Origin of the sequence: Geobacillus thermopakistaniensis (assembly GCF_000498995.1) — a bacterium.
Taxonomy (GTDB): domain Bacteria; phylum Bacillota; class Bacilli; order Bacillales; family Anoxybacillaceae; genus Geobacillus; species Geobacillus thermoleovorans.
The window spans coordinates 20439-42226 of record NZ_AYSF01000036.1 but is presented as its reverse complement, the minus strand read 5'-3'; the positions used below and the strand labels follow the sequence as shown (position 1 = coordinate 42226).

Annotated in this window: 26 protein-coding genes and 1 other annotated feature; of the genes, 24 read left to right on the top strand and 2 right to left on the bottom strand. The window is 54.9% G+C overall.

Features of this window, described 5'->3' with window-relative positions; translation table 11 throughout:
* Window positions 1-230 precede the first annotated feature (230 nt).
* The 23 genes from T260_RS132115 (at window position 231) to pheA (ending at window position 18333) form a co-directional block, all read left to right on the top strand.
* Complete coding sequence (locus tag T260_RS132115; RefSeq protein ID WP_023633737.1) at window positions 231-770, top strand: prepilin-type N-terminal cleavage/methylation domain-containing protein; 540 nt, start codon at window positions 231-233, stop codon at window positions 768-770.
* Between the two features lie 28 nt (window positions 771-798).
* Window positions 799-1545: a prepilin peptidase gene (locus T260_RS132120; protein ID WP_014196432.1), complete on the top strand. Its 747-nt coding sequence runs from the start codon at window positions 799-801 to the stop codon at window positions 1543-1545.
* A 21-nt stretch (window positions 1546-1566) separates the two neighbouring features.
* Window positions 1567-2505 carry a type IV pilus biogenesis protein PilM gene (gene pilM, locus T260_RS132125; protein ID WP_014196431.1) on the top strand — a complete coding sequence of 313 codons (939 nt, stop codon included), beginning with the start codon at window positions 1567-1569 and terminating at the stop codon, window positions 2503-2505.
* Window positions 2495-3070 (top strand): PilN family protein, encoded by a 576-nt coding sequence (locus tag T260_RS132130; protein ID WP_023633736.1) that lies wholly within the window; start codon window positions 2495-2497, stop codon window positions 3068-3070. The genes pilM and T260_RS132130 overlap by 11 nt, the downstream gene beginning before the upstream one ends.
* Entirely contained in the window at window positions 3067-3786 is a 720-nt protein-coding gene (locus T260_RS132135) for a hypothetical protein (protein WP_014196429.1), read from the top strand. The genes T260_RS132130 and T260_RS132135 overlap by 4 nt, the downstream gene beginning before the upstream one ends.
* A gap of 21 nt (window positions 3787-3807) precedes the next feature.
* Window positions 3808-4269, top strand: coding sequence for a type II secretion system protein (locus T260_RS132140; protein WP_011232097.1), 462 nt, complete (start codon window positions 3808-3810; stop codon window positions 4267-4269).
* Between the two features lie 116 nt (window positions 4270-4385).
* Complete coding sequence (locus tag T260_RS132145) at window positions 4386-5501, top strand: hypothetical protein (protein WP_015375503.1); 1116 nt, start codon at window positions 4386-4388, stop codon at window positions 5499-5501.
* A gap of 436 nt (window positions 5502-5937) precedes the next feature.
* Window positions 5938-6513, top strand: a complete 576-nt coding sequence (locus T260_RS132150; protein WP_015375502.1) for a Maf family protein — start codon at window positions 5938-5940, stop codon at window positions 6511-6513.
* A 135-nt stretch (window positions 6514-6648) separates the two neighbouring features.
* Complete coding sequence (gene radC / locus T260_RS132155) at window positions 6649-7329, top strand: RadC family protein (RefSeq protein WP_015375501.1); 681 nt, start codon at window positions 6649-6651, stop codon at window positions 7327-7329.
* Window positions 7330-7486: 157 nt separating this feature from the next.
* Window positions 7487-8509: a rod shape-determining protein gene (locus T260_RS132160; RefSeq protein ID WP_011232093.1), complete on the top strand. Its 1023-nt coding sequence runs from the start codon at window positions 7487-7489 to the stop codon at window positions 8507-8509.
* A gap of 19 nt (window positions 8510-8528) precedes the next feature.
* The gene (gene mreC, locus T260_RS132165; RefSeq protein ID WP_011232092.1) at window positions 8529-9395 is read left to right on the top strand and encodes a rod shape-determining protein MreC; all 867 of its coding nucleotides are present in this window, start codon (window positions 8529-8531) and stop codon (window positions 9393-9395) included.
* Window positions 9392-9910: a rod shape-determining protein MreD gene (gene mreD / locus T260_RS132170; RefSeq protein ID WP_011232091.1), complete on the top strand. Its 519-nt coding sequence runs from the start codon at window positions 9392-9394 to the stop codon at window positions 9908-9910. Before mreC ends, mreD begins: the two co-directional genes overlap by 4 nt.
* Before the next feature lie 49 nt (window positions 9911-9959).
* Window positions 9960-10643, top strand: a complete 684-nt coding sequence (gene minC, locus T260_RS132175) for a septum site-determining protein MinC (RefSeq protein ID WP_020278403.1) — start codon at window positions 9960-9962, stop codon at window positions 10641-10643.
* A gap of 2 nt (window positions 10644-10645) precedes the next feature.
* Window positions 10646-11449, top strand: coding sequence for a septum site-determining protein MinD (gene minD / locus T260_RS132180; protein ID WP_011232089.1), 804 nt, complete (start codon window positions 10646-10648; stop codon window positions 11447-11449).
* A 263-nt stretch (window positions 11450-11712) separates the two neighbouring features.
* Window positions 11713-12480 (top strand): M23 family metallopeptidase, encoded by a 768-nt coding sequence (locus T260_RS132185; protein WP_011232088.1) that lies wholly within the window; start codon window positions 11713-11715, stop codon window positions 12478-12480.
* A complete protein-coding gene (locus tag T260_RS132190; protein WP_023633735.1) occupies window positions 12473-13333 on the top strand; it encodes a site-2 protease family protein in 861 nt (286 codons plus the stop codon). The genes T260_RS132185 and T260_RS132190 overlap by 8 nt, the downstream gene beginning before the upstream one ends.
* A gap of 387 nt (window positions 13334-13720) precedes the next feature.
* Window positions 13721-13800: a sequence feature (ribosomal protein L21 leader region), on the top strand.
* A 14-nt stretch (window positions 13801-13814) separates the two neighbouring features.
* Window positions 13815-14123, top strand: a complete 309-nt coding sequence (gene rplU / locus T260_RS132195) for a 50S ribosomal protein L21 (RefSeq protein ID WP_011232086.1) — start codon at window positions 13815-13817, stop codon at window positions 14121-14123.
* Between the two features lie 2 nt (window positions 14124-14125).
* Entirely contained in the window at window positions 14126-14455 is a 330-nt protein-coding gene (locus T260_RS132200; RefSeq protein WP_011232085.1) for a ribosomal-processing cysteine protease Prp, read from the top strand.
* A gap of 15 nt (window positions 14456-14470) precedes the next feature.
* Window positions 14471-14761, top strand: coding sequence for a 50S ribosomal protein L27 (gene rpmA / locus T260_RS132205; protein WP_011232084.1), 291 nt, complete (start codon window positions 14471-14473; stop codon window positions 14759-14761).
* 171 nt (window positions 14762-14932) lie between these two features.
* Window positions 14933-15481, top strand: coding sequence for a sporulation initiation phosphotransferase B (locus tag T260_RS132210; RefSeq protein WP_011232083.1), 549 nt, complete (start codon window positions 14933-14935; stop codon window positions 15479-15481).
* 223 nt (window positions 15482-15704) lie between these two features.
* Window positions 15705-17003: a GTPase ObgE gene (gene obgE, locus T260_RS132215; RefSeq protein WP_011232082.1), complete on the top strand. Its 1299-nt coding sequence runs from the start codon at window positions 15705-15707 to the stop codon at window positions 17001-17003.
* A gap of 16 nt (window positions 17004-17019) precedes the next feature.
* A complete protein-coding gene (thrR, locus tag T260_RS132220; RefSeq protein WP_011232081.1) occupies window positions 17020-17463 on the top strand; it encodes a transcriptional regulator ThrR in 444 nt (147 codons plus the stop codon).
* A gap of 21 nt (window positions 17464-17484) precedes the next feature.
* Window positions 17485-18333 carry a prephenate dehydratase gene (pheA, locus tag T260_RS132225; RefSeq protein ID WP_011232080.1) on the top strand — a complete coding sequence of 283 codons (849 nt, stop codon included), beginning with the start codon at window positions 17485-17487 and terminating at the stop codon, window positions 18331-18333.
* Window positions 18334-18446: 113 nt separating this feature from the next.
* On the opposite strand, the gene T260_RS132230 is transcribed toward pheA, so the two are convergent.
* Both T260_RS132230 and T260_RS132235 read right to left on the bottom strand, forming a co-directional pair.
* On the bottom strand, window positions 18447-18986 hold the full coding sequence (locus tag T260_RS132230; protein ID WP_011232079.1) for a transcription repressor NadR: 540 nt from the start codon (window positions 18984-18986) through the stop codon (window positions 18447-18449).
* 15 nt (window positions 18987-19001) lie between these two features.
* Window positions 19002-20126, bottom strand: coding sequence for an IscS subfamily cysteine desulfurase (locus T260_RS132235; protein ID WP_023633734.1), 1125 nt, complete (start codon window positions 20124-20126; stop codon window positions 19002-19004).
* Between the two features lie 69 nt (window positions 20127-20195).
* Between T260_RS132235 and nadB the strand changes: the two genes are divergently transcribed.
* A complete protein-coding gene (nadB, locus tag T260_RS132240; RefSeq protein ID WP_173400011.1) occupies window positions 20196-21788 on the top strand; it encodes an L-aspartate oxidase in 1593 nt (530 codons plus the stop codon).

The window sequence follows — 21788 nt, the reverse complement described above, 5'->3', positions numbered from 1 at the left end:
ATTTTTTCACCTCCCATCTAACTATATTATACTATATTTTACTGAATCTATCCTATTTTCAGCAAAATATAGTTAAGGCGATTCATCTCCCACTTACTCCGCTTCGCTTCGTTGAAGTGGGAGTCTTCTCGCCTAATTAAGATAAAATAAGAATATATTCCTATTTTTCTTCCTATGTTGTAGAATAATAGGGAAAACAGGCTAAAAATGAAAGAAAGGGAGAGTGAACCATGTTCAAACGGGTGTTGAAAAACGAGCGCGGCTTGACGCTCATCGAACTGCTCGCCGTCATCGTCATTTTAGGGATTATCGCGGCGATTGCCATTCCGGCGATCGGGGGGTTGATTGACAATTCGAAAAAAGATGCACACGTTTCCAATGCACAACAAATGATCAACGCAGCGAAAATCGCCGTGACGGTGGATAAGGATTTGATACCGGCGAATGGGAAGGCGAAGGCGATTTCACTTAAGTATTTAGAAGATAATGGGTATTTAGAGACTGTAAAAGATCCTGACAAAACTCAAAATGGCTATACAGAGGCCATTCCTGGGACGGATCAAATTACTGCTGATCTTGATGTAAGCGGAAGTCCAATTAAAGATGGCTCTGTGAATGAGCCGGATTCCGGGTCTTATGTCATTATCATAAATGATAATAATAAACTTTATTATCGCGTAAAACTAGTAAATGCGCAACGCGGGGTGCAAGGTCAAGACAAGAAAGCTGTTGAGGAAGATAATTTGAAACGTTCTGAAGTCCGTTCATAAAAGGTGTTTTACGTAGGTTAGTTTAGAAATGGTAGAGTTAAGTATTTTCCTCTACTCCCTCCTCCTCGCCTCGTTCTTTAACGTTGTCGGGCTGCGGGTGCCGGTCGGGGAGTCAATCATCAGGCCGCGGTCGCATTGTCCGGCGTGCGGACGGACGCTATCGGCGGGGGAGCTCATTCCGGTTGTGTCGTATGTCGTGCAGCGCGGGCGGTGCAAAGGATGCGGGGGGCGCATCTCCCCCCTTTACCCGGCGATGGAATTGGCCACCGCTGCCTTGTTTACGGCCGCGCCGATGTGGGTCGGCTGGGGCGGGCGGCTCGTTGTGGCGTGGACGTTGATCAGCTTGTTTGCCATCATTGTCGTCTCCGACCTTCGCTACATGCTCATCCCCGACCGGGTGCTTTTGGTGTTTGCCGGTTTGTTTTTGGTTGAACGGCTTGTGATCCCGTTTTTGCCGTGGGCCGATATGCTCCTTGGGGCGGCGGTCGGATTTTCGCTTTTATGGCTGATCGCCGTTTTGTCCAAAGGCGGGATGGGGGGCGGCGATGTGAAGCTGTTTGCCGTGCTTGGGTTTGTGCTCGGTTGGAAAATGGTGTTGCTCGCGTTTTTCTTGGCGACGTTGTACGGAACGGTGATCGGGCTTGTCGGCATGGCGTTGGGCCGCGTGCGGCGCGGCAAGCCGATGCCGTTTGCGCCGGCGATCGCACTCGGGGCGTTGACCGCGTTTTTCTTCGGAGAAGCGATCGTGCGCGCGTATATTTCACTCATTATGTAAAGACGGCAGAAAGGAAGCGGAATGAAGATGGCGTTATGGCGGCGAAAGGCGAAACAGGCGAATATCATCATCAAAGATCATGTCCTCCGCTATGTGGAAGCAAAGCCGGGACAGCCGCCCGAGGCGAGGCGATGGGGCGAGCGAGCCTTGCCGCCCGGCATCATTCGCGATGGAAAAATCGCCGATCGGGAAACGTTGGCGATGATTTTGGACGAATGTGTTGACGAATGGAAACTTGACGGGCGGCGTGTCCGCTTTGTCGTTCCCGATCCGTTTGTGATGATCCGCCATTTGCCGCTTCCCGCTCATTTGTCGGACGAGGACATCCGCGGCTATTTGTTTATGGAGCTTGGTGAATCGATTCCGCTTCCGTTCGCCGATCCGGTGTTTGACTACGTCGTGGCCGAGAGAACAAACGAGGTGCTGAACGTGCTGTTGTTTGCCGCGCCGGAAGAGGCGGTGGCCGAATATGCGGCGCTCTTGGAAGACGCAGGCCTGCGCCCGGTGGCGGCCGATGTGTCCCCGCTTTGCGCCTATCGCCCGTTTTTTGTTGCCGGACAAGCCGCGGCGGACGACCACATTTTGCTTGTCCAGTTTGACGAATCGGCTGTCAATTTGAGCGTCTTCCACCGCCATTTGCCGCAGTTTATGCGCCATGTGCCGCTTGAGGCGCCCGGGGAGCGAACGATGCCGATCGTTGACCCGTTTGCGGAGGTGTATAAGGAAATCGAGCGGATGATGAGCTTTTATTCGTTTTCCATCCAGCAAGGAAAACAGCAAATTACGCGCCTCTTCCTCACCGGCGACCATCCGCGGCTTGACGATGTGTTTGCCGTTATGTCAGAGCGGCTTGATGTGCCGCCGGAGCGGCTTTCTCGCTCGATTGATCCGTTGCCGGATCGTTATCATCTCGCCTGGGGATTGGCGTTGAAAGAAGGAATGGCTGACCATGATCGTTGACATCAACTTGCTGCCGCGCAAAGAGCCGCGCCGTGCGGCGGGCGCCGTGCTGGCGGCCTTCGCCGTTTTGCTTCTGCTGCTTGGCGCTGGGGGAGGCTACTGGCTGATGGAGCGTGCGAATCAACGGCTCGCGGTGCTTGAAGGGGAGCTTCGGCAAGTGCGCGCTGAGCAGGCGGCGATGGAGGCGAAGGGAAAAACGACGGAGCAGCAGCAAGCTGAGCAAGAGCTTGCTAAAGCGGTCGAATGGGCGAACCGTTATCCGCTCAAAACGGTGCCGCTGTTGCGTGCGTTGGCCAAACAACTGCCGGAGCGCGGCTTTATCATGAACTTTTCGTATGCTGGTCAAAAGACGGTGACGATGACAGTGCAGTTTGATGCGGCGGAAGAAGCGGCCTATTATTTAGATCGGCTTGAGGAAGTTCATTTGGTCAAAGCCGTCAAATTGACCGGCATCTCGGCCAGCGGCGAAAGCGGCGGGGCAGAGGGGGAAACGATCGTGCCGCGGTATATCGCGCAATATGAGCTGGAACTTCAGCCGACAGGAAAAGAGGGGGACAACGAATGATGGGCCGTTTTGGAAAATGGCCGCTCGTGTTTACCGGGGTGTTTCTTCTTGCCGCTCTTTTGTTTGCCGCTTTCTATGTTTTTGTGCTCATGCCGCGCTACGAACAAATGGATCGGCTCGAGGCGGTCGTACAAAGCGAGAAAAACGTGTTGGCTGCAATGAAAAAGCAGGCGGCGGGGAATCGAGAAGAAACGGCAGAGAGCCTGGCGGCTTTGCAGAGGAAAGTGCCGGTGCGCCCGTTCGCCGACCAACTGTTGCTGACGTTTCAAAAAGCGGAATATATTTCTGACAGCCGGCTATTGAGCGTCAGCTTCGCTGAAGGGCAAGGAACCGGAGAATCTCCTTCGCAAGGGAACGCGAATGGAGCGGAAAGCAAGGCGTCCGGAGACAAGGCGTTGATTCCTCCAAGCGGCATCCAGTCTATTACCGCCCAATTGACGGTGGAATCTCCCTCCTATTATCAGCTTGAACGGTTTTTAGAGGTGCTTGAGCACTCCGAGCGCATTTTGGCGGTGGAAGGATTGACGTTTACCGGCCCGCCGGAGTTGACGTCCACCGCTGTCGACGTGCAACCGCTCGCCTATTCCATCAATGTCCGCGCCTTTTACGCGCCGCAGCTTGAGAAATGGAAGCAGCTCATTCCCATCCGCGATGTCCCTCCGCCAAGCGGCAAAGACAATCCGCTCGTGGAAATGGCGCCGTCTTCGGGCCGGTAGCGGGGATGGTGGAAGTCCGATATGCTCATTCGCATGAAGCGGGGGATGACCCTCATTGAGCTTTTGGCTGTGTTGGTGATCATCGGCATTGTGGCGATGATCGTCGGTCTTGCCATGTGGACGGTGATTGATCGGGCGCGCGAGCGGGCGTTTGTTTCGGATGCTTATGGCTTGTATGAAGCGGCGCGGCTGTATGTCGGCGCCGAGAAAGTGGAATTTTTGCCAGCCCGTTCTTCTGCCATATTGTCGTATGGAGAATTGGTGGGCAACGGTTTGCTGGATCCAATCGAAGATCCGTTTACCGGAAATGTATTGCCGCCGGAAACGAATCCATCGTACGTGCTTGCCACGAAGCGGGAAGACGGCGGGATCGATTACGCCGTTTGCTTGAAAGGCGAGACAAAGCAGCTTTGCACCTATGAGGGGCGCGAGCAGCCGATTCCTGTCGAAGCGCTGGGGACCGAGGCGATTCGCAACCGTTGATGTCGGAAAATGAAGAACAGAAGCGGGGACAAGACGACAAATGTCTTGTTCTTTTTTTTTCCGTTTGTGGTAAGATAGGCGAAAGAAATCGAAGCAGGAAGAAGGACGGTGGCCAAATGGACAAGCAGCGCATGCGCATTATGGTGAATATCAACGGCAAGCCCCGCCCATTTACCGTGGAGCGTTCGTCGGAAGGACGGCCGTCCGAGGAGTCGGATGGATATCCGGTGGACAGCCATCTAGGGAAAGGACAGCGAGCAGAAAACGAGGCGGATGACAGCCGCCAAGTGAGCGCGTTTCAAGAAGGCGGGCCATCCGCAGGCAAGCCATCAACAGGCCTGTGGTTTACGGAGGATGGGCAAGTTCGAGAAGATGTTGAAACGACGGGTTGGGAAGAGGCGGCCGCCCTTGAGGCGGATGAACGGGTCATTTCCGTTTCCGAGGCGATGCAACAAAAGAAAAGCGCCAGACGTCGGACATGGCGGCTGCCGGCTCAAGCCAAGTCGCTGCTCGCCGCCGCGTTGGTCGCTGCGTTGGTCGGCATGGCGTTTGGCATGACGGTGCTGCGCATCATTCCGAAGGAAAAATCTGCTTCGTCGCCGGCATCTGAAGCGATGACGGAATTGACAAAGCCTGAAACAGCGGCGGGCGAAGAAGGAAGAGAAAGCGTCGTACGAGCGCCGTTTTCCATTGCGGTCATTCAAGCGGGCGTCTATTCGAATGCGGCGGCGGCCAAGCAGGCGTCCGAATCGATCAAAACAGCAGGCGTGCCGGTCGTCGTCGCGGGGCAAAAACCGGCAGCGCTCTATATCGCCGTCGGCGCGGATAAGGAAACGTTGCGGGCGGTCAACGACCAATACCGCCAAAGGGTGCCAAGCACGTATGTCAAAGAGCTGTCGTTTGCCGCCGAAGCGGCGGCGCGCCGGTCGGAGGCCATCCAAAAAGGGGAGGTTTTGTATGAAAACATGGCAGCGGTCTCCGCGGCTTTGCTTGGCGGTAGGAAAGCAGGAGAAGATGACTGGCAGGCGCTCCAAAAGGCGTATGACGCGTTAGAAAAAAGCAACGCTTCAAGCGACAAAACAGTCGGTCGGTATGTTGAAGCGCTGAAGCAGGCGTATGTCGCCCTTGCCGCATACAAAGAGCGACGGGATGAAGCGCTGTTGGCCAAAGCCCAGCAACAGCTGCTCGAGGCGCTCGCCGCTTATATCGAATTGGTGCCGCTAGGGAGCTAGAAGCCCCGTTTTTTTTTGCCTATTGCATATATAAAGAATTTCCGATTTTTCGTTTCTATATTTATCTCCATACAAGTCGACTATGATATAACGTGGCGAGTGATCGGCTGGATGTAAAACAAAATTTCAACTTATATAGAATAGATGGCAACGAAAACGTTTCACATATCCTTGACGGAAAAGCCGTTTGTCCATTTTTCGACTGTCGAAGGCAAGCCTGTGGCTTGGAAGACCGAACAACCACCCGCTTCACAGACCCATACATGGGTCTGAAAGCGGCGTTGTTCGGTCGCCCGACAGTCGATCAAATGCCTAGTAAAATTTGCAAATGTTCATGCTTCAAATTGCATCTATACAGAAAATTGCCTTTCACCGCAAAATTTGCTACGATACAAGTGAATCTTCCGAACCGAAACGAGCGAAAGGAGAATGAGCGATGCCTCCACGGTTCGTGCTTGCATCCCGCTCCCCTCGACGAAGGCAGATCCTCGAGCTGGCCGGCTGGCCGTTTGATGTGCAGGAAAGCCATGCCGATGAGACGATTCCCCCCGGAACGCCCCCTGATGAAGCGGTTCAACTTCTTGCCCGCCGGAAAGTGGAGGCGGTGATGTCCTCTTTTCCCGACGCGTATGTTCTTGGCGCTGATACGATCGTTGTGTGCGATGGCCGCTTGTTAGGGAAGCCGCGCACGGAAGAAGAAGCATTCGCCATGCTGCGTCAGTTGTCCGGGCGGACGCATGACGTATGGACCGGTGTCGCCATCGCACTCCCTCAAGGGTCCATCACCTCGTTTGCGGAAAAAACAGCGGTGACGTTTTGGGAGCTCGATGACGAGGAAATCGCCGCCTATATTGCGACCGGGGAGCCGATGGACAAGGCGGGGGCGTATGGCATCCAAGGCCGCGCTGCCCTGTTTGTCAAACGGATCGAAGGCGACTATTTGACGGTCGTCGGCCTGCCGCTGTCGCGGACGGTGAGGGAATTGCGCCGGCTCGGGTGGCCGCCGGCATAGATCAAAGCAAAAGCGGCCGCCGTCTGGCGCTTTTTGGCAAAAGAACGCCCCCGCAAACGGATTCTGCTGTCGTACCGAGGGGCGGTTCAAGCCTCTCCATCTTTCGATGAAGCAAAACAAAAAAGGGGGAGTATGATGGCGTGGATGATCCGCGATGTTCCGAAAGACAGTCGGCCGCGTGAACGGCTGCTGTCATCAGGGCCGGAAAGTTTATCCGACCATGAACTGATCGCCATTTTGTTGCGCACGGGCACGAAGGAGGAGTCGGTCGTGCAGCTCGCCCAGCGTCTCCTTCGCCATTTTGAGGGGCTGAGACCGCTCAAAGACGCAACGGTCGAAGAAATGACGAACATCAAAGGGATCGGGCCGACGAAAGCCGTGCAAATTTTGGCGGCGTTGGAGCTCGGCCGACGCATCCACCAGTCCGGCTGCGCCGACCGCTATGTGATTCGCTGCCCGGAAGACGGAGCGAAATACGTCATGGAAGATATGCGCTTTTTATCGCAAGAACATTTTGTCGCCATTTATTTAAATACGAAAAATCAAGTCATCTACCGCAAAACGGTGTTCATCGGCAGTTTAAACGCCTCGATTGTCCATCCGCGCGAAGTGTTTAAAGAGGCGATCAAACGTTCCGCCGCCTCCGTCATTTGTGTGCATAACCACCCTTCTGGCGATCCGACTCCAAGCCGCGAAGACATCGATGTGACGAAACGGCTCGCGGAATGCGGCCGCATCATCGGCATCGAGCTCTTGGATCACCTCATCATCGGCGATCAAAAATTCGTCAGTTTGAAAGAAAAAGGCTACGTCTAGCGGTTCTCATTTTTTGTCGAATCAGTTATAATATCAACTATGGGTTTTTCCGAATCCGTTCGGGCGGTGTTGTACAATTTATAAATGACTTGACATCCGATCCATGTTGTCAATAGAAAATCATATGCATTTCGTTTCGGAAAGGAAGATCGATCATATGTTTGGAATTGGGACGAAAGATCTCGGGATTGATTTAGGAACAGCGAATACGCTCGTTTATGTGAAGGGAAAAGGGATCGTTTTGCGCGAGCCGTCGGTTGTCGCCATTCAGCGCGACACGAAGCAAATCGTCGCCGTCGGCAATGAAGCGAAAAACATGATCGGGCGCACGCCGGGCAACATCGTGGCGCTTCGTCCGATGAAAGACGGCGTCATCGCTGATTATGAAACGACGGCGACGATGATGAAATATTTCATTCGCAAGGCCGTCAAAACGAAAGGGTTGTTTGCCAGCAAGCCGTATGTGATGGTATGCGTGCCGTACGGCATCACGGCCGTAGAGGAGCGCGCGGTCATCGATGCGACGCGCCAGGCTGGAGCACGCGATGCCTATACGATTGAAGAACCATTTGCGGCCGCGATCGGCGCCAATTTGCCGGTGTGGGAGCCGACCGGGAGCATGGTCGTCGACATCGGCGGCGGTACGACTGAAGTGGCCGTGATTTCGCTCGGCGGCATCGTGACGAGCCAGTCGATCCGCATCGCCGGCGATGAAATGGATGAGGCGATCATTCAATACATCCGAAAAACGTACAATTTGATGATCGGAGAACGGACGGCGGAGGCGATTAAAGTCGAGATCGGCTCAGCCGGAAATCCGGAAGGAATCGGAAACATGGAAATTCGCGGCCGCGACTTGCTCACTGGGCTGCCAAAAACGATCGAAATCAGCGCCGAAGAAGTGGCTGAGGCGCTGCACGATACGGTCTATGCGATCGTCGAGTCGGTGAAAAACACGCTCGAAAAAACACCGCCGGAGCTGGCGGCTGACATTATGGACCGCGGCATCGTGCTGACAGGCGGCGGCGCTTTGTTGCGCAACTTGGACAAGGTCATCAGCAAAGAGACGGACATGCCGGTCATCGTCGCGGAAAATCCGCTTGATTGCGTGGCCATTGGCACCGGGAAAGCGCTCGACCACATCGACTTGTTTAAAAACAAGGCGAGAGACCATCGCTGACGGTAAGAAGGTGTGACGCATGCCACAGCTTTTTGGGAATAAGCGTCTCATTTTTTTGCTCGTCAGCATCGTCATCCTTGTCATGTTGATCGGCTTTTCCTTGCGCAGCCGCGAAGAGTTGACGTGGCCGGAGCAGTTTGTAAAAGATACGGTCGGTTTTGTTCAGCTTCTGTTTGGGAAGCCCGCCGAGGAGATCGCGGGCTTCTTTGAAAATGTGAGCGATCTTCGCCGTACATATAAGGAAAACGAACTGCTGAAGGCAAGACTTGAGGAATATGCGGCGCTTGAGACCGAGGTCGAGGCGCTGCGGCAAGAAAACGAACGGCTGCGCGCGTTGCTCGATAAAAAAGAGAGCTTGCGTGATTTTGTTTCGATTCAGGCGACGGTGATCGGGCGGAACCCGGATCGTTGGCGGGAAACGATCATCATCAACAAAGGCGAGCAACACGGCGTGAAAAAAGATATGGCCGTCATCACCCCAGCGGGGCTTGTCGGCAAGGTGCAGCACGCTTCCCAATTTACGTCCACTGTGCAGCTGTTAAGCGCGCTTGACCAAAACAACCGCATTTCCGCTTATATCCAAGGAAAGGAAAACGTGTTTGGGTTGATCGAAGGCTACGATGAGAAGCGGCGCGAGTTGCTGCTCGGAGAAATTCCGATTGACGCCAAAGTGGAAAAAAGGCAAAAAGTGTTGACTTCCGGCCTTGGCGGCGTGTTTCCGAAAGGGCTGCCGATCGGTGAGGTGACTGAAGTCAAGCCGGACCAATACGGATTGACGAAAGTCGTCTATGTCAAGCCGTTTGCCAACTTGTATGATATTGACGACGTCATGATTGTGAAACGAACCATCGATGCAGCACTGCAGGAAAAGGAGGAGGCAAAGTGAACAAGTGGCGTCTCCCTTTCCTTGCGGTGTTATGTTTTGTGAGTGAGAGCCTTTTTGTTGATATATGGCCAAAAGGCGACTTGTATGTCCACTATTTTTTTGTTCCCCGGTTTTTTCTTGTTTTTCTCGTGTTCACAGCGATGCATTTCGGCGGGACGCGGGCGATGGGGTACGGGTTCATCTTCGGGTTTCTGTATGACTGCGTCTACACAGAGCTGCTCGGTGTTTATGCGTTTGCTTATACGCTTATTGCCTACTTGGCGGGCAAAGCGATGAAATGGTTCCACCAAAACTGGTTCGTTGCATCGCTCTTGTCGCTGCTTTCCATTATGCTGCTTGACAGTTATGTCTACGGCATCCAGCTGTTGATCGGGCGGACCGATTGGTCGTTTTCTGTTTTTTGGGACCGCCGTCTATGGCCGACGCTGCTTCTGAACGTCGCGTTTTTGCTCGTCTTTTCGTACCCGCTCGAACGGCGATTGGCAAAAATTCGCCGGTTTGAGCAGGAAGAATAAAAGAGGAAAAACGGCCCGTTTTGTAGAATTATTCGTTGGGGTGAACGTTGTGGCGAAACAAAAGCAGCAGTACGTGACGATTAAAGGGACGAAAGATGGGCTGACGCTGCATCTCGATGACCGCTGCTCGTATGACGATTTATTGAAAGAAATCGAGGAGCGGCTTGTCAAACAAGCTGGCGTCGCGCCAGACAGCCCCCTTGTCTCTGTTCATCTGAAAATTGGGAACCGCTATTTGACGCCTGCCCAAGAGGAAGAGGTGCGTGCGCTCATCCGCCGTTCAAAAAATTTGGTCGTCGATTCGATCGAAAGCAATGTCATGTCGAAAGCAGAAGCGATAGAATGGATGAGAAAAACGGAAATTGTGCCCGTTTCGCGCATTGTCCGTTCGGGACAAGTGCTTCATGTCGAAGGGGATTTGCTGCTGATCGGCGACGTGAACCCTGGCGGAACGGTCATTGCCGGAGGCAACATTTTCATTCTCGGCGCCCTGCGCGGCATCGCCCATGCCGGGTATGCCGGCAATAAACAGGCGATCATCGCTGCATCGGTCATGAAACCGATGCAGCTGCGCATCGGCGACATCATGAGCCGAGCGCCCGATTCGAAAACGGATGAAGGAAATGAAATGGAATGCGCCTATATTGATGAGCATAACCAAATTGTTGTCGACCGCCTTCAGCTGCTTATGCATTTGCGGCCGAATTTGACGCGCTTAGAAAGGAGAATGTGACCGTGGGAGAAGCGATCGTCATCACTTCCGGAAAAGGCGGCGTCGGCAAAACGACGACGACCGCGAACCTTGGGACGGCCCTCGCCATTCTAGGGAAGCGGGTGTGCCTTGTCGACACCGACATCGGGCTGCGCAACCTCGATGTCGTGCTTGGGCTTGAGAACCGAATTATTTATGATTTGGTCGATGTCGTGGAGGGGCGTTGCACGGTGCAGAAGGCGCTTGTGAAAGACAAGCGGTTCGATAACCATTTGTATTTGTTGCCGGCCGCGCAAACGAGCGATAAGTCGGCGGTCAACCCCGCGCAAATGAAACAGCTCATTGAGGAGCTGAAACAGGAATACGATTATGTGCTCATCGACTGTCCGGCTGGAATCGAACAAGGCTATCGCAACGCTGTCGCCGGCGCGGACGAAGCGATCGTCGTCACGACGCCGGAAGTGTCGGCGGTCCGCGACGCCGACCGCATCATCGGCTTGCTTGAAGCGGAGGAGCACGTCAAACCGCCGCGCCTCATCATCAACCGCATTCGCAGCCATATGGTGAAAAACGGCGATATGTTGGATGTCGACGAAATCATCTCGCATTTATCGATCGAGTTGCTCGGCATTATCGCCGACGATGAAAACGTGATCAAAGCGTCGAACCGCGGCGAGCCGATTGTGCTGGACCCAAACAGCAAAGCGTCGATCGCCTTCCGCAACATTGCCCGCCGCATCCTCGGCGAGTCGGTGCCGCTGCCGCCGCTTGAGGAAGAGGAGAAGGGGCTGTTTTCAAAGATTCGGAAAATATTTAGTTTGAAATAATGGAGTTGGCGCAAGAAGGCCGTTGAATGGGCCTTCTTTTTTTATTCATAATTGTTGTGCTGTTTGGAATTCCTGATCTGTAACAACGGAAGCAGATGGTATCGATCGGTTGCGGCGCTCAGCCGAAACGTTGGTGTGAAACCGTTTGAGGGATTTGTTCGCGGACGTGTTCGGCGAGGCGCGGCGAAAAACGCTCGTTCATATTCCATGAGGTTGTCTCATAAATTAGTACAAACGTTGTTGGAAAGGTGGAGGGGGGACGTATGGATCGACGCGTCCGTGAGATGAAAAAACGCATTGAAAAACGAAGAAGGGAACGTCAATATAAGGGGCAGGATCCAAAAGAATCTAGATGGAGCGCCGCTGATGAGGAGCGGTACGGGCTGCCGGTCGTCACGTATGACCGCTATTCGTTTGAATCCGCTCCCCATCCGTTGTTCCGCAAAGAATGGTTTTTATTCAAAACACTCATCGCTGCCTGTCTCGTGCTCGTGACGGCCATTTTGTTCCGGCATCCGTCCGCTTCCCTCGAGCCGGCGCGGCAGTTTATTGCCCGGACGATGGAAACCGAGTTTCAGTTTGCGGCCGTCTCAGCCTGGTATGAAAAAACGTTCGGTGAGCCGCTCGCTTTTTTTGCCCCGAAAAAGGAAGAAAAGGTGAAAACGGCTTCATCCTATGCAGTGCCGGCTTCTGGACGGATTCTCGAAAGTTTTGAAAAAAACGGGGAGGGTGTGACGATCGAAACTGAGAATGGAGCCAAAGTGGAAGCGATGAAAGAAGGGATTGTCACCTTTGCCGGTACGAAAGACCGTCTCGGCAAAACGGTCATCATCCAACATGCGGACGGCACGGAGACGTGGTATGGACGTTTGGGGGCCATTTCGGTGAAATTGTATGATTTTGTAGAAATGGGGCAGGAAGTTGGCACGGCCGGGGCGAGCGAGGCAAATAAACAGAAAGGGCTGTTTTATTTTGCTATTAAACAAGGAGATGAATTTATCGATCCGATTCAGGTGATTTCCTTTGAATAAGTATATGGCGCTGCTCGGGAAGCTGCACGTCCACCCACTGTTATGGTTGATCGGCGGCATCGCGGTGCTTACCGCCCATTTCAAGCAGCTTTGCCTGTTGTTTTTCATCGTCCTCGTTCATGAGCTTGGCCATGCGGCGGCAGCCGCGTTTTTCTCTTGGCGGGTGAAGCGGATTTTGTTGCTGCCGTTCGGCGGAGTGGCGGAAGTCGAAGAGCACGGCAACCGGCCGTTCCGCGAGGAGTGGATCGTGACGCTCGCCGGGCCGGCCCAGCATCTGTGGCTCGTAGCGGCGGCGTTTTTTTTGTGGAAGGCCGGCATGATGGATGGCGGGAGCTGGGAGCTCTTTTTTCGCTACAATGCGGCCATTTTCGCTTTGAACTTGCTGCCGATCTGGCCGCTGGATGGAGGCAAGTTATTGTTTTTGCTGCTGTCCTACCGCCGCCCGTTCAGCGAAGCGCACCGGAACACGGTCGCCATATCGGCCGCCGTGCTTGCTGTCGGCGTCGTTCTTTTGTTTGTGTTGGCGCCGCGCCAGCTTGATTTATGGGCGATCGCCGCCTTTTTGGCGCATGCTCTTTGGCAGGAGCAAAAGCAGCATCCGTATGTCGTCATGCGCTTTTTGCTTGAGCGGTATTATGGAAACAAAGGCGGCTATACAAAGCTGCGGACGATTACGGCGCCGGCGGACGAACGCATCTCGGCCGTGCTGCAGCGATTTTACCGCGGACAAAAGCATGCGATCATCGTCGTTCGCGACGGGCGCGAACGGGCGACGCTCGATGAAAACGAGCTGCTGCATGCGTTTTTTGCCGAAAAACAAGCCGATGCGCCGCTTGGCGCTCTCATCTATTGATCGTGGCTATATATAAAAGTTTCACATATCCTTGATGGAAAAGTCGCTTATCTATTTTTCGACTGACGAAGGCAAGCCACAGGCTTGCCCTCGTCACACCTTGGCGTGACGGGAGGCCGAACAGCCGCTCGCTTCACAGACTCATACATGGGTCTGAAAGCGGCGTTGTTCGGTCGATCAACAGTCGATCAAATACTCGGTAAAGTTGCAAATGGCAAAGCTTCAAATGGCCTCTCTATATAGTCGTTTGCACCGTTTCATCATCGCCCGCCGGGGGACGAAGATGACGGTTGACGGCCGGCCGTTTCTATGTTACGATAGATGACGTTGTAGACTTTTTGTCCTGCCAACAAGGGCAAAAGAGGGCGGCTGTCGCAAAAAGACGCACCCGCACTACAACCGCTCAGCGCGGGCGATGAAGCGCTCCGTCTTGGGCCGCCTTGGCGCTGGCGAGTCTGAGTCCATGAAGGAGGTGCGATGCATGTACGCAATTATCGAAACTGGCGGCAAACAATTGAAAGTCGAAGAAGGCCAAGAAATTTACATCGAAAAATTGGATGCGAATGAAGGCGATACGGTCACGTTTGACAAAGTGCTGTTCGTCGGCGGGGAAACGGTGAAAATCGGCAACCCGACAGTCGAAGGCGCAACCGTGACGGCGAGAGTGCAAAAACACGGCCGACAAAAGAAAATCATCGTCTTCAAATATAAAGCGAAAAAGAACTATCGCCGCAAACAAGGCCACCGTCAGCCGTACACGAAAGTCGTCATCGAAAAAATCAACGCGTAAAGATGATCCGCGTCACGATTGAACGGGAAGCGGACGGCCGCATCCGCGCGTTTACGATGGAAGGGCACGCCCATTTTGCGAAACGCGGGCAGGACATTGTATGCGCCGGCGCTTCGGCGGTCTCGTTCGGCACGATCAACGCCATCGAGACACTTATTGGCGTAAGCCCGCATGTTTCGCTCGGCAAAGACGGCGGCTACCTCCGCTGCGAGCTTCCGGAGCTGGAAGAAGCGGCGGCAGAGAAAGTACAGTTGTTGTTGGAAGCGATGGTCGTTTCGCTAAAGACGATCGAACGCGATTACGGAACATTTATCCGCGTGACATCCATCTAGCGGGAGGTGACTGCCATGCTGAGACTTGACCTGCAATTTTTTGCTTCGAAAAAAGGGGTCGGTTCGACGAAAAACGGCCGCGACTCGATCGCGAAACGTCTTGGCGCAAAACGGGCTGACGGTCAATTCGTCACCAGCGGTTCGATTTTGTACCGTCAACGCGGAACGAAAGTCCATCCGGGCTTGAACGTCGGCCGCGGCGGCGACGATACGCTGTATGCGAAAATCGACGGCATCGTACGCTTCGAGCGGCTCGGCCGCGACCGCAAACGCGTCAGCGTCTACCCGGTCAGCCAAGAAGCGTAATCGATGTGGAAAAAACTCTAACCGTTCGGTTAGAGTTTTTTCTTTTTGGCGTAGAAAAATCGTTCCTGTTCAATGTCAAAAAATGTTATAGTAAAAGTACATGCCTCCCCCATGGAGGCGGAAGTCCAAGCGAGGCAGGGAGCCTACGCTTAGTGGATAGGGGAGCGTCGGATGGAGAAGCGATGGACTGTCGTTGAGGTGATGCGCCATGCCCGCCATGACTGGCTGAACAAAATTCAGCTCATCAAAGGGCATTTGGCGCTTAATAAAATCGAACGGGTGCAGGAAATCATTGAAGACATGATCGGCGAGATGCATCAGGAAACACGGTTGACGAATTTGAAGGCCGAGCGGTTCGCCGAGCTTATCATGACCTATAACTGGGAGCCGCGTCCGCTCGTTCTTGAGTATGAAATCATGGACGGCAAAGCGGATTGGTCGCAGTACGATGAACAGCTGGCTGAATGGTGCCGCAAATTTTTTCGCCTGCTCGAAGCGCAATCCGATGAGCGGACAGAAAACCATTTATGTTTGTCCATTGAGCTGTCCGACCGACGGGCGGCGCTGTTTTTGGATTACCGCGGCACGTTTAGGGACGGCGAAACCATTCGCGCTTGGCTTGAGCGCTGCGAACCATCACCGCCGCTTCGGCTCGCGTCGTTTGCCGTTGGCGAGGGCGAATTGACGGTGGAGCTTGAGCTTTTGTCGGCGGAATCTTGATCGTTGATTGGATGAAGGAGCACGGAAGAGTTCATGGAGTGCGGACGGATCGATCCAATCGGACCGGAAAGCGGCGGATGGGCTTGAACCGCCCGCCAGCCCGCAGACGGCCGATGCTTGCGTACATATTGACATCATGGAATCGACTCTGTATACAATAATAAGTATTAGTCATACTCATTTCGCCATGATACCATGATGGAAGCGAATCGGAGGAACAGCCATGTTTGTTGATCAGGTGAAAATTTATGTGAAAGGCGGGGACGGCGGCAACGGCATGGTCGCGTTCCGCCGGGAAAAATACGTCCCAAAAGGCGGGCCGGCCGGCGGAGACGGCGGCAAAGGCGGCGATGTCGTCTTTGTCGTTGATGAAGGGCTGCGGACGTTGATGGATTTCCGCTACCAGCGCCATTTTAAAGCGCCGCGCGGCGAAAACGGCATGTCGAAAAACCAGCATGGCAAAAATGCGGAAGACTTGATTGTCAAAGTGCCGCCAGGCACCGTTGTCATCGATGCGGATACGAACGAAGTGCTCGCCGATTTGACCGAGGCGGGGCAGCGGTTTGTCGTCGCCAAAGGCGGGCGCGGCGGGCGCGGCAACACCCGATTTGCGACGGCGTCCAACCCAGCGCCGGAAATTGCGGAAAACGGCGAACCGGGCGAAGAGCGCAACATCATTTTAGAGCTGAAGCTTCTCGCTGACGTCGGGCTGGTCGGGTTTCCAAGCGTCGGCAAATCGACGCTGCTGTCGGTTGTCTCCGCAGCCCGTCCGAAAATCGCCGAGTACCATTTTACGACGCTCGTTCCGAACTTGGGCGTTGTCGAAACGGAAGACGGGCGCAGTTTTGTGATGGCCGACTTGCCGGGATTGATTGAAGGGGCCCATCAAGGGGTCGGGCTCGGGCATCAGTTTTTGCGCCATATTGAACGGACGCGTGTCATCGTCCATGTCATCGACATGGCGGCGGTCGAAGGGCGCGATCCGTACAACGATTATCTCGTCATCAACGAAGAGCTGAAACAGTACAATTTGCGCTTGACCGAGCGGCCGCAAATTGTTGCCGCCAATAAAATGGACATGCCGAACGCCGAAGAAAATTTGCGCCGCTTCAAAGAGAAAGTCGGCGATGCGGTGCCGGTCTTTCCGATTTCTGCAGCGACAAGACAAGGAGTGCGCGAGCTGTTGTTTGCCATCGCCGACCTGTTGGAAACGACGCCGGAATTCCCGCTTCATGAACGGGAAGATCCGGCCGTGCAGCGCGTCGTGTACAAATATGAAAAAGAGGAGCCGCCGTTTACGATCACCCGCGCCAGCGACGGAGCATTCATTTTGGCGGGCGACAAAATTGAAAAGTTGTTTAAGATGACGGATTTCTCGCGCGAAGAATCGGTGCGCCGCTTCGCCCGCCAGCTTAAGGCGATGGGGGTGGATGATGCGCTGCGCGAGCGCGGCGCGAAAGACGGAGACACGATCCGGTTGCTTGATTACGAGTTCGAGTTTGTCGACGACTGGGATGAATAGAGCGGGGGAAGGTGCGGTGGAGAAAAAATTTTATTTGGTGCGCGAAGACGTCCTGCCGGAAGCGATGAAGAAAGTCGTGCTCGCTAAACAGCTGCTTGAGCGGAAAAAAGCCGCCTCGGTCGCCGAGGCGGCGCAGCTCGCCAACATCAGCCGCGGTGTGTTTTACAAATACCGCGATGCCATTTTTCCGTTCCAAGCGGTGACGAAAGAAAACATCGTCACGCTCTTTTTCCATTTAGAAGACCGCTCCGGAACGTTGTCACAGCTGCTTGGCGTTGTGGCGGCGGCCGGCTGCAACGTGCTGACCATCCATCAAACGATTCCGCTTCAAGGGAGGGCGAACGTGACGCTGTCGGTCAGCACAAACGATATGAACGAGGAGATTGATGAGCTCCTCGCTAAGCTCAAACAGCTCGAATTTGTCGAAAAAGTGGAAATTGTCGGTTCGGGAGTGTATTAAAGCAAGGGAGAGGCAAACGAGATGAAAATCGGTTATTTAGGACCGAAGGCGACGTTCACCGAAGCGGCGGCTGCTCTTCTTTTTCCGTCGCAGCCGCGGGAGCCGTATGACACGATTCCCGATTGCATTGACGCCGCGGCGGCCGGAGAGATTGAAGCGGCCGTGGTGCCGCTCGAGAACGCCTTGGAAGGATCGGTCAATTTGACACTCGACTATTTAATTCACGAACAGCCGTTGCCGATCATCGGCGAAATCGTTGTGCCGATCGAGCAACATTTGATGGTGCACCCATATTTCACCCCTCATTGGCGCGAAGTGAAAGAAGTGTATTCCCACTCGCACGCCATTGCCCAATGCCGGAAGTTTTTGCATACGGTGCTGAAAGGGGCGAAGCAAGTGCCGATGACGTCAACGAGCGCCGCCGCGAAATTTGTGAGCGAGCATCCGCACTTGCCGGCGGCGGCGATCGCCAACCGGCTGGCGGCGGAAAAATACGGGCTAGTGATCGTGCAGGAAAACGTCCACGATTACGATTACAACCATACGCGCTTTATTGTCGTCAGCCGGCGCAAAGAGCCGCTTTCGCCTGCTTCGCCTCTTTATGCTGGCGACAAGACGACCGTGGTCGTCATGCTGCCGCAAGACCGTCCGGGCGCACTCCATCAAGTGTTATCAGCGTTTGCCTGGCGGCGGCTCAACTTGACGAAAATCGAATCGCGCCCAGCGAAAACGGGCCTTGGAAATTATTTCTTTATTATTGACATCGACGCGCCGATGGATGACGTCCTCATCCCGGGGGCGATCGCGGAAATTGAGGCGCTCGGCTGCACAGTGCAGCTGTTGGGCAGCTATCCATATTATTTTGCTTGACGAAGACGAAAAAATGCGGATGGGTCATAGCCGTCCGCATTTTCTCTTTATCCAGCGTCCTGACGTACGGCATTTGCGAAGAGGGAATGACGGACGAGCGCAAGGCGATCCGTTCACGCTTCGATCAGAAATCCAGCCTGTTTCAAGGCGCGGCAGGCGGCGTCAAGCTTCACTGGTGAATCGGCTTCCAGCGTATGCAAATGGGTTCCGTCCGTCAGCTGCAACAAATACGACGATTTTGTCGCCTCGATTTTGGCGATGAATTGGTCGACTTCCAGGCGGTTGCTCACCATGATCGAGGCGGTTAAATCGCCGTAGACCGGATGCTCGATTTTGACGTCCTTGACCGTCACGCCGCAATCCACGAGCAAATACAACTCTTCTTTCGTCTGTTCTGGCGTATGGAAGCAGGCGATCGTCCTCGTGTACGTTTTGGCCGGTTCAGCCGGCTTTAAATACAAATAGCCTTGGCTTGTGGCGATGATTGGTTCGTTGCGCGCCTTTAACAGTGAAATGTCTTGGACGATCACTTGGCGGCTGACGTTCGTTTTCGCTGCCAGCTCAGCCCCCGTGAGCGGCGTTTCGCTTTCTTTCAACCATTGCAAAATGAGCTGGCGCCGCCTTTCCCCTAAAATTTTCTTTTCCTCTTTCACCTGCCATTCCTCCTTTCATGCCGATGTAAGTCGCTCCAATGTGGAAACGAACTGGTCGATCTCCGCTTCGGTCGTGGCCGCGCCCAATGAGATGCGGATGAATTGCTTCGCTTCTTCAGGCGTTTTCCCGACGGCGAGCATCGTCCGCGACGGCGCTTGCAGCCCGACTTGGCAGGCGCTGCCGGTGGAAATGGCGATGCCGGCGCGGTTGCATTCAAGCATCACAAGCTGCCCTTCGTACCCAGCGACGGACAAACCGATAATATGGGCAAGACGGAAATCGGGATGGCCTTCCACCGTCACCGGCAGCTGTTTGGCGGCGATGGCGTGAAGCAACCGATTCCGCAGTCGTTCCAAACGCGACTGTTCGTCCGCCATTCGTCGATGGAGCTGCTGCGCGGCCGTAATGAAGGCGGCAATACCCGGTACGTTGACCGTTCCCGGCCGAAAGCCTGATTCGTGCGTCGCTCCCGGGAATACCGGCTTCCAATGCCGGCGCGGGTTGATGTACACAGCGCCGACCCCTTTGGGACCGTACACTTTATGGGCGGAAACGGATAGGCTGTCTAGTCCTATCTCTTGAACATCTAGCTGTATTTTAGCAAAAGTTTGCACGCAGTCGCTATGAAAAAGGACGCCGTGCGCCCGCAGGAGGCGGCCGATGTCGGCAAGCGGCTGAATCGTGCCGATTTCCGAGTTGGCGTGCTGGATGGAAGCAAGGATCGTCTTCGGCGTGATCGCCCGCTCCAAATCGGCAAGTCGAATGCGCCCGAATCGGTCGACGGGCAAATACGTGACCGTATATCCTTCTGTTTCCAGCTGTTTGAACAGGTGATGGAGCGAGGCATGCTCGATTTCGGTCGTGATCAGGTGGTTTCCCTTATGCCGGTAGGCGGCAGCTAGCGAACGGATCGCGAGCACGTTCGCTTCCGTTCCGCCGCTTGTGAAATAGATCCCTTCCGCTTCTCCGTTAATCATGGCGGCGAGTTCGCGCCGGCATAAGGCAAGCAGTTGTTTCGCTTTCGTTCCGATGTCATGCAAGCTGCTTTCGTTGCCAAAGTAAACGGACGCCGCTTCAGCGTAAGCGGCGATCGCCTCTTGGCACATTGGCGTCGTTGCCGCGTAATCCAAATAAATCATATTCCCCCGCCTTTGCATCATTTTTTTCGCCAAACCTCTTGCCATTAGTTTAAATATGTGTAAATATAGATGTCAAGACAGGTGAAAAGAAAGGGGCGTCCGAGAGTGAAGGAAGGTGGCGTGATTATCGTCGGAAGCGGGCTGGCGGCGTTAACGGTCGCGTATCATTTATCTGAGCTCGACCATGTGATGATATTCACGAAAAAACGTTGCACCGACAGCAATTCATGGCGGGCGCAAGGAGGGGTGGCCGCGGCGCTGGCAGAGAGCGACGATTGGCGCGCTCATTTCCGCGATACGATGGTCGCCGGCTGCTTTCATAACGATGAACGAATGGTCGAACGGCTCGTCCGCGAAGGGCCGAGGCGGCTGCAAGAATGGATCAACGCCGGCATGGCGTTTGATCGGGACGAACGCGGCCGGTTTTGTTTCGGCCTTGAAGGCGGGCATAGCCACCGCCGGATTTTGCACGCCGGCGGCGATCAAACGGGCAAAGCACTCGTTTCGTTTTTGCTTGAGCGGCTCGAGGGACGCGTATGGATGGAAGAAGGCGAGCAGGTGATTGATTTGCTTGTGGAAGAGGGGCGTTGCGTCGGGGTGAAAACGAAGCGGGAAGACGGTTCGGTGTCCATTTGGCCGGCGTCGGCCGTCGTGTTGGCGACCGGTGGATGCGCCGGATTGTATACGTTCACTTCCAATGCGCCGACGGCGACTGGCGACGGCATTGCCATGGCGTACCGCGCCGGTGCGGCGGTGGCGGATATGGAGTTTATCCAATTTCATCCGACGATGCTCGTTGCCGGCGGAAAAGCGGTCGGGCTCGTCTCGGAAGCGGTGCGCGGCGAAGGGGCGGTGCTTGAGGCGGAAGATGGAAGACCGCTGATGGACGGCGTCCATCCGCTTCGCGATCTCGCTCCGCGCGACATCGTCGCCCGAGCGATCGCGGCGGAACTCGATCGCGGCGGCCGCGTCTATTTGAATATTTCCCGCGTGTCCCACTTCCGCCGCCGCTTTCCGACGATCGCTGCGCTATGTGAGGCCTATGGCGTCGACCTTGAAGCCGGCCGCCTTCCTGTCGCGCCGGGCGCCCATTTTTTAATGGGCGGCGTTGTCGTCAACGAGTGGGGACAGACGACGGTTCCGGGCTTGTACGCCGTCGGGGAAGCGGCGTGCACCGGTGTGCACGGCGCCAACCGGCTCGCGAGCAACTCGTTGCTTGAAGCGATCGTCTTTGGATTCCGTGCGGCCTGCGCCATCCGCCGTCAAGCGGCGTGGCCGGAAACGGTGCACCGAGCGGATTCATCCAGCCCGCGTCGTTTGATTGTACCACGGCTGCCAGAGCGGGCGTTGCTCCGCGAACAGCTGTCAACGTTTGTCGGCATCGTCCGCAACGGCGATCGGCTTCGCGAAGCGGTCGACTGGTTGGAACAGTTTTCGTTGCCGGATTGGCTGGATGGCGACCTTGAACGATTGTCGGCAGAGGAGATTGAAACAGGATATATGTTGCTAGTGGGCTGGCTTGTCGCTTCATCAGCGCTTGGGCGCACGGAAAGCCGCGGCGGCCATTACCGGAGCGATTTTCCGCGTGAACGCCCGGAGTGGCGGGGGCGGCGCCTCGTGCGGACGAAAGAAGAGTGGGCCCGCCTTGGGGCTGGGAGGTAA

Excerpts from the sequence above, each read along its gene's own strand:
- T260_RS132115 (WP_023633737.1), top strand. The coding sequence starts at position 231 with ATGTTCAAACGGGTGTTGAAAAACGAGCGCGGCTTGACGCTCATCGAA.
- T260_RS132120 (WP_014196432.1), top strand. The coding sequence starts at position 799 with ATGGTAGAGTTAAGTATTTTCCTCTACTCCCTCCTCCTCGCCTCGTTC.
- pilM (WP_014196431.1), top strand. The coding sequence starts at position 1,567 with ATGAAGATGGCGTTATGGCGGCGAAAGGCGAAACAGGCGAATATCATC.
- T260_RS132130 (WP_023633736.1), top strand. The coding sequence starts at position 2,495 with ATGATCGTTGACATCAACTTGCTGCCGCGCAAAGAGCCGCGCCGTGCG.
- T260_RS132135 (WP_014196429.1), top strand. The coding sequence starts at position 3,067 with ATGATGGGCCGTTTTGGAAAATGGCCGCTCGTGTTTACCGGGGTGTTT.
- T260_RS132140 (WP_011232097.1), top strand. The coding sequence starts at position 3,808 with ATGCTCATTCGCATGAAGCGGGGGATGACCCTCATTGAGCTTTTGGCT.
- T260_RS132145 (WP_015375503.1), top strand. The coding sequence starts at position 4,386 with ATGGACAAGCAGCGCATGCGCATTATGGTGAATATCAACGGCAAGCCC.
- T260_RS132150 (WP_015375502.1), top strand. The coding sequence starts at position 5,938 with ATGCCTCCACGGTTCGTGCTTGCATCCCGCTCCCCTCGACGAAGGCAG.
- radC (WP_015375501.1), top strand. The coding sequence starts at position 6,649 with ATGGCGTGGATGATCCGCGATGTTCCGAAAGACAGTCGGCCGCGTGAA.
- T260_RS132160 (WP_011232093.1), top strand. The coding sequence starts at position 7,487 with ATGTTTGGAATTGGGACGAAAGATCTCGGGATTGATTTAGGAACAGCG.
- mreC (WP_011232092.1), top strand. The coding sequence starts at position 8,529 with ATGCCACAGCTTTTTGGGAATAAGCGTCTCATTTTTTTGCTCGTCAGC.
- T260_RS132185 (WP_011232088.1), top strand. The coding sequence starts at position 11,713 with ATGGATCGACGCGTCCGTGAGATGAAAAAACGCATTGAAAAACGAAGA.
- rplU (WP_011232086.1), top strand. The coding sequence starts at position 13,815 with ATGTACGCAATTATCGAAACTGGCGGCAAACAATTGAAAGTCGAAGAA.
- T260_RS132200 (WP_011232085.1), top strand. The coding sequence starts at position 14,126 with ATGATCCGCGTCACGATTGAACGGGAAGCGGACGGCCGCATCCGCGCG.
- rpmA (WP_011232084.1), top strand. The coding sequence starts at position 14,471 with ATGCTGAGACTTGACCTGCAATTTTTTGCTTCGAAAAAAGGGGTCGGT.
- T260_RS132210 (WP_011232083.1), top strand. The coding sequence starts at position 14,933 with ATGGAGAAGCGATGGACTGTCGTTGAGGTGATGCGCCATGCCCGCCAT.
- obgE (WP_011232082.1), top strand. The coding sequence starts at position 15,705 with ATGTTTGTTGATCAGGTGAAAATTTATGTGAAAGGCGGGGACGGCGGC.
- pheA (WP_011232080.1), top strand. The coding sequence starts at position 17,485 with ATGAAAATCGGTTATTTAGGACCGAAGGCGACGTTCACCGAAGCGGCG.
- T260_RS132235 (WP_023633734.1), bottom strand. The coding sequence starts at position 20,126 with ATGATTTATTTGGATTACGCGGCAACGACGCCAATGTGCCAAGAGGCG.
- nadB (WP_173400011.1), top strand. The coding sequence starts at position 20,196 with ATGTCAAGACAGGTGAAAAGAAAGGGGCGTCCGAGAGTGAAGGAAGGT.